Raw genomic sequence first — 6,000 nt, forward strand, 5'->3', positions numbered from 1 at the left:
AGGCTGACACGTGATTTTCGTTTTGATGCTTATTGCTGCGTCGACGGCGCTCTGGCCACCGGCCCAAGCCGACTGGCCGGTCGGCAAGAAAATGAAGCTAGCTGTGGTGCTGGAACCACGATCAAATAGACAAGGTATAGCTGAAGAGTTTGATGCAGCCGTTCGTATTGCAAGCGCCGACAAGGTTGGACTTGATCCTGCAATGTCTTTCACTCGCGGTATAAGTTTACTGGTTTCAACAATTGACGGGACACCTGTCTCGCCTGCGTTTCCGCCGGCTGGATCACCGCCCACTCCGCCTATTACTGACACTACCTACTTAACGAAGGTAGATCATAAAAAACCGATGTTGGTGAAGCTTAGAGAAAATCCCCGCACGATATTCCCTGGCGCTGGCCGATACCGCGTGCGCGCGATCGTTTCGGTATTCGATTGGCGTCACAAGCCTGTGCGCTACGAACAGTTCACTTCCCCCTCGGTCATAATTGATGTCAGCAATAGCTAACTGATGAACGACCGCCAGGATATCACCGTGATGCAAAACTTGATTTTTGCATCAGGAATGTCGGGATGGGAGGAAGCCGTCTGGCGGCTTTTGATCTCGATTGGGGAAAGTAGACAAGCGCAGGCCGGGCATCACATCTCCTGGCTTGTCTCAACGCCGTCAAAGAAGGCCTTCGATGCTGCGCATAGTGCGGCGCTGTTGCCGCCGCCAAACCATCCAAAAGGAGATATCTTTGGCCCCGTCTGATCGGGCCACTTGATCATCCCGAGAGCGTGTAGGTGATAACCTCGGCCACCATGTTCGTACCAGACGATCCATTTATCGCCATGCTGATACGCTCGTAGGAAACGCCGCTGTGGGACAGACGGGTTGCGGATGACGTCTGTTGCATTGAACGCCGTCCCAGCGTCAGCGAATCCTTCTTTGAAGAAGGCTTTAAGCCGTTCCACTGCGACAGGCGGTAGGTTGCCTAAGTGATACACCGCCTTGGCTCCGACCGGTGTGCAGGCAGACAACTTTGGCATTGGCTCTATGGGCTCGCGAACTGTGCTTTGTAGCGGCACGCCTACACTTGTAAAAGCAAGCACCAGTTCTAAAAGCATCGTTATTCCTTCGCCAATTGCCGGGGCACACGAAGTGCTTTCTGCTATTCGGCCAGCATGAGGGTACTTCTGCAATTAGGCGGAGGCAACAAGAGGAACAACCGCCTTTGGGCATTTCCGAACGTCGCAAAAGGGACTCCTTTTGCAACGCAACGGACGCTGCCTTCGGCCACTTACTGTCGCAAAAACAGCGACTTTCGAGACGTCCGAAACTCAGAACTTTCGCGACATCATTGTGTGAGCGCTTGAAACCTACCGGCACAGGAGACGAATGTGGCATGTAGCCAGCCTACTAGATGATCAGAATGCCTGATCGTCAGCATACCATGATCTTCGCCAACGCATGCGTATTGGTCTCTGCCCGACCATAGCGGAACCCCTGCCCCATGTCGCAGCCCATAAGCCGCAGCAGTTCTTCCTGCGCAGCAGTCTCAATCCCTTCGGCGATCACGGTCATGCCCATGGTCCTTGCTAGATCCAGGATGGCCTGAACGATGCCGCGGCTCTTGTTGCTGCCATTCATTGCCGCGATAAACGATCGATCGATCTTCAGTGCGTCGAACGGTAACGACTGGAGATAGCTGAGCGAGGAAAACCCGGTTCCAAAATCATCAAGACTCGTCTTGACGCCCCAGGCTCTGATCTTTTCAAGAATTACCGACGTTTGTGCCGCATCCATGATCGCAACGCCCTCGGTAACCTCAAGCCGCACGGTTGCGGGTGTTATCCCACTCTCCATCAGCACCGCGTGAACGCGATCGACAAACTCTGGCTGGAGGAACTGCTGCGGCGATATGTTGATACTGATGAACGGCAGCCGCTCGCCACCGGTGCGCCAGTGCCAGGCAGAGGCTTGCGCACATGCCTCCATTAGAACCCAGTCGCCAATGAAAAGAATGAGCCCGCTCTGCTCTGCGATGTCGATGAATTCGGCCGGTAACAGCAGGCCGCGCATGGGGTGGTTCCAGCGAATGAGCGCCTCAAAACCGCAGATACTATTAGGATCGTTTAGTGATACGATCGGCTGGTAGTGAAGCACGAACTGGCGCTCGGCGATTGCCCGGCGTAGCTCATGCTCAATCTGGGTGCGCCGACGCACTTCCGTCCCGAGTTGTTCGGTAAAAGTCACGGACTGTCCGCGACCGTGCGACTTTGCCTGATACATCGCCAGGTCTGCATCACGGAGCATCTGTTCGACGTCACCGTATGACTGATTGCCAAAGGCGATACCGATCGATGCCTGGCAGCGGATTTGCTTGCCGGCAAGGACACTGGGAGCTGCGAAGCAACGGTGGATCGTGTCGGCTAGACGGGTGACGGCAGCAGCGTCATCGAAGTTGTCAACCAGCACATTGAATTCATCACCTCCGACCCGCGCGAGTGTTGCCCGCCAGCATGCTCCGCTTCCTCTAGCCTCTTCCTCGGCAGCAGCGATACAAGCCTGCATGCGGCTCGCGACATCGATGAGAAGCGCATCGCCAGCCTGATGGCCTAGCGTGTCGTTTACCGCCTTGAAGCCGTCGAGATCGACGACGATCACTGCCATGTTGACCTGTTGATCCACCGTCATCCTGACGAACGCGCTCTCGGCCCGCTTCATAAAAAGGGTTCGGTTCGGTAGCCGTGTCATTGCGTCGTGGTGAGCGTCGTGAATCAAGGCACGTCGGGCCCGATCACGCTCGATCACGCGACCAAGCTGCGTGCCGATCTGGCCCATGATACCGAGCAGATCGTCATCAGGCACGATCAGCCGTCTGGCGAAAAACTCGAGCACGCCCGCCACTTCGTCACCCACCATCACCGGAAAGGCGCAGGCTGCAGCCAGCCCGCATTGCGCAGCCATGTTCAGCCGGGGAAAGTTGGTGTCTCTCGTAACGTTGTCGATCCAATGCGGTCGAACATCGGCCAGTACCCGCCCCGGCAACCCAATCCCGGCCTCAAAACGGGCATGACGAGAGGCCTCGACAAAAGGAAACAGCGCATCGGGGTCAGCGGCATACCAGACATCGCATCCGGCAACGGTGCTGCTCTGATCTCCGACAAGCAATGCGTTACCGAATGCCCAGTCCATGTCTCGGCAAATTTCAATCACGGCGATACGCAGCGCCGCCTCGATCTCAGTCGTCCGGTTCGCGCCATCGGTAATCCGCTGAAGCAGAAGCAGACGCTGTTGGCTTTCATAAAGCCGCCTCAGGCCTTGCTCGGCGATTGCCTCTGCTTCCATTCGGGCGGCGCGCTCGCGCACGACACGACGTTCTGCGCGCGCGAGTCTATGGTCGCGATCATCGGACACAGGTGGCGTAAAACTCTTCAATGAAGCCAGCGAACCGCGAGGCGGCATACCGAGCTCCCTTCCAGCATGCAGGCCATGTGCTCGACCTCGATCTTTTCATCAAAACGATCTGCCGCGCCTTCAACAAAACCGTGTGCCAGATAGCACATTTGCCGCGGTGACTGATAACCGATGATAAGGCGGCCATCGCTATCGTTGCTAAAATGGAAGTGTGGGCAACCAGCACCTGAATAGAGCTTTCGCACCTCAGGATGAATGATGTCGTTTACGCTCAGAATGAAAGTGCGTGCCGAGGCATGTCCAGCGAAGAACGGTTGATAGCGTTCCGCCAGCATTGGCATTGCCGCACGGCCGAACCATCGCAGCACATCGGCTGCTTGGAGATTTAGTTGGAGTGCGGCCACGCCTACCAGCGCAACGATCTCGCTGTCGGGGTAGCTGCCAAGTGAAGTGTAGGCGCCATCGACCCCTGCTGCCTCCAGCAAATCTATCCAGGCATCGTCACCGTGAGCGTCGGTAACCGCTTGCTCCAGCAGATTAAGTATTACGCCTTTCACCGCTCGCTCCCGCCAAGCTCCTCCGCTTCGCAGACCTGCTTGGATATAATTCGTTAATACGTGGTTTCAGCAAAACTGCCGACAGGAAACGATCGGTTTCCCCATTCTTACGCAAACTTTATTATAAGACATATATTACCTTATAACACGTCATTACGGCATAGTATCTGGCATTCGCGAAGTCCAGGATTTAGCACTTTCGCGACATGGGTTAGATGGTGCTTTTGATCAGGCGAAGTTCGGAGCAATCCATCACCGCTGGTTGGATCAGTGCCACGACAGGGGGGCAGTCGAGACACCGGCCGTAAAATGTCTGCTGGTAAAAGCTGCATATTCGCTCAATGTGGCAACTTATCCCCATACCTTACTTGTAGATATCAGGGCGCATGTGAAGTTAGCGTAGATGGAGGGTGTCTGTGACTGTATCGACCCATTCTCGAGCAGCTAATTTCGGACGCTGGCGTCCGGCGCTGTGGGCTCTCCTTGGAGCCTTACTCCTTCTTCCGGCTATCGCGATGTTGTTCACTGACGAGGTGCATTGGACTGGCGCCGATTTCATTGCGGCTGCCGCCATTTTCGCCGTTGTCGGCTGTGCGATTGAGCTAATTGTTCGGTTCGTTGACCAGTCGGGCTTACGGACGGCCCTCGTTTGTGGAGTCATATTAGCTGCGTTGGCGATCTGGGCCGATGGTGCAGTCGGCATCCTCTAGCTTGTGTGTCAGGACGGCGACTTTCCGGCCATTCCGCTTTCGTCTAAACTCCGAGGTCCGGCCACGAAATAGAACTGTCCGAAAGCAGCCGCTCATTCAGCCATCCAGCTGTCGCCCGCTTGGCGTATTCCAGTCCGACGCATATAAATAAGCAGGGTCAAAATCGCCTAGCTTGGCCAGGGCTTTTCTATCGTGAATTTCCACTTGCCGGTTCCGGAACGTCAGAAGGCCTTGTTCACGCAGAGAACGCAGTACGCGGTTTGTGTGAACGACGGTGAGACTCAAGGCCGCACCTAAATCCGATTGTGTCAGTGGAAGTGCAAACGAAATATCCTGAGCTAGGCCAACCATCTCTAGTCGCGCATGAATTTCGCAAAAGAGATGTGCAGCGCGTGCCTCGGCTTCAAGGCGGCCAAGACGAAAGATCCACGCACGCTGAATTGCTGCATCCAGCAAGCTGCTAAGCCAAAACGACTCAGCTAAACGCGGACAACGCTTGCTTAATTTTGCTAACGTATCATGACTGTAGGCAGCAACCTTGGCTGCTCCAATCGCTACTACGTCGTTATCAAGGCGCTTGAGTTTGAGTCCATCAAGGTCAACAAAATCGCCTGGTATATACAGGCTGATTATCTGCCGCCGCCCTCGGTGATCGTCTGCGGAGCGGCAGACAAAACCTTCGACCACCAGCATGCTCGAACAAACGGGCTCCCCCCGCCTAATCAGCGTCTTCCGGGGCTCAACCATCTGAACACTGCTACTGCTGTCCTTAAGCAAAGTCTGCTCTTTGAGAGTTAAGCGCTCTCGGCCACGTCCCGTCAAAAACTTGTAAGAACTCATTTCCTCCCCCAGACGGCGATGTAGGTCCGACGATCTGTACCGTACGATGAAAAAACCGATCGCATAAATATGTGAAGCCAAAGCATGGTTGTAATCGTCACGAGCAGTTGTTTTCGCAGAAGGTCACAAAGACGTAGATGATGACAAGAAACGGCAAGAGCAGGACGGCTAGGCAGCCCCATCCGAGTGCTTTGTAACCTGGGCTGGGTGGGTCGCTCCAGCGCGGCGGGCCATCGTCCTCATGCTTGTCAATCATCTCGTGACGATAGCTTTATTATCGACAGGTACAACGGCAGCTTGCTTCCCAAATCGGCCATTCTGCTATCGTCCATTAGGCGGTCATTCGTAATTTGTTTGAGCATTCTCAATGGACGGGGCTCCTTGACGGGACGCTATCGGATCGTGTCCCACCGCGTGGTGTAGCTTCAGCGGCGTAGCCGCCTTGATCTCCGGGCATAGCCGGGTCGATCACGCCGCCATGGACGACAACGTG

General features: G+C 55.3%; 5 protein-coding genes. 2 read left to right on the forward strand and 3 right to left on the reverse strand.

Annotated features, from left to right (window positions below; translation table 11 throughout):
• The first annotated feature begins 10 nt into the window (after window positions 1–10).
• Complete coding sequence (locus FHY04_RS06275; protein WP_183935819.1) at window positions 11–505, forward strand: hypothetical protein; 495 nt, start codon at window positions 11–13, stop codon at window positions 503–505.
• A 3-nt stretch (window positions 506–508) separates the two neighbouring features.
• Window positions 509–751 carry a hypothetical protein gene (locus FHY04_RS06280; protein WP_183935820.1) on the forward strand — a complete coding sequence of 81 codons (243 nt, stop codon included), beginning with the start codon at window positions 509–511 and terminating at the stop codon, window positions 749–751.
• 672 nt (window positions 752–1,423) lie between these two features.
• Here the strand turns inward: FHY04_RS06280 and FHY04_RS06285 are convergent.
• The 3 genes from FHY04_RS06285 to FHY04_RS06295 all read right to left on the reverse strand — a co-directional run bounded on the left by FHY04_RS06285 (window position 1,424) and on the right by FHY04_RS06295 (window position 5,507).
• Window positions 1,424–3,352 carry a GGDEF domain-containing protein gene (locus FHY04_RS06285; protein ID WP_311723884.1) on the reverse strand — a complete coding sequence of 643 codons (1,929 nt, stop codon included), beginning with the start codon at window positions 3,350–3,352 and terminating at the stop codon, window positions 1,424–1,426.
• A gap of 65 nt (window positions 3,353–3,417) precedes the next feature.
• A complete protein-coding gene (locus FHY04_RS06290; protein ID WP_183935822.1) occupies window positions 3,418–3,957 on the reverse strand; it encodes a heme NO-binding domain-containing protein in 540 nt (179 codons plus the stop codon).
• A gap of 806 nt (window positions 3,958–4,763) precedes the next feature.
• Window positions 4,764–5,507 carry a Crp/Fnr family transcriptional regulator gene (locus FHY04_RS06295; RefSeq protein ID WP_183935823.1) on the reverse strand — a complete coding sequence of 248 codons (744 nt, stop codon included), beginning with the start codon at window positions 5,505–5,507 and terminating at the stop codon, window positions 4,764–4,766.
• Window positions 5,508–6,000 lie beyond the last annotated feature (493 nt).

The sequence above is a fragment of the Sphingomonas sp. BK481 genome (genome assembly GCF_014194875.1).
Taxonomy (GTDB): domain Bacteria; phylum Pseudomonadota; class Alphaproteobacteria; order Sphingomonadales; family Sphingomonadaceae; genus Sphingomonas; species Sphingomonas aerolata.

Excerpts from the sequence above, each read along its gene's own strand:
- FHY04_RS06295 (WP_183935823.1), bottom strand. The coding sequence starts at position 5,507 with ATGAGTTCTTACAAGTTTTTGACGGGACGTGGCCGAGAGCGCTTAACT.
- FHY04_RS06280 (WP_183935820.1), top strand. The coding sequence starts at position 509 with ATGAACGACCGCCAGGATATCACCGTGATGCAAAACTTGATTTTTGCA.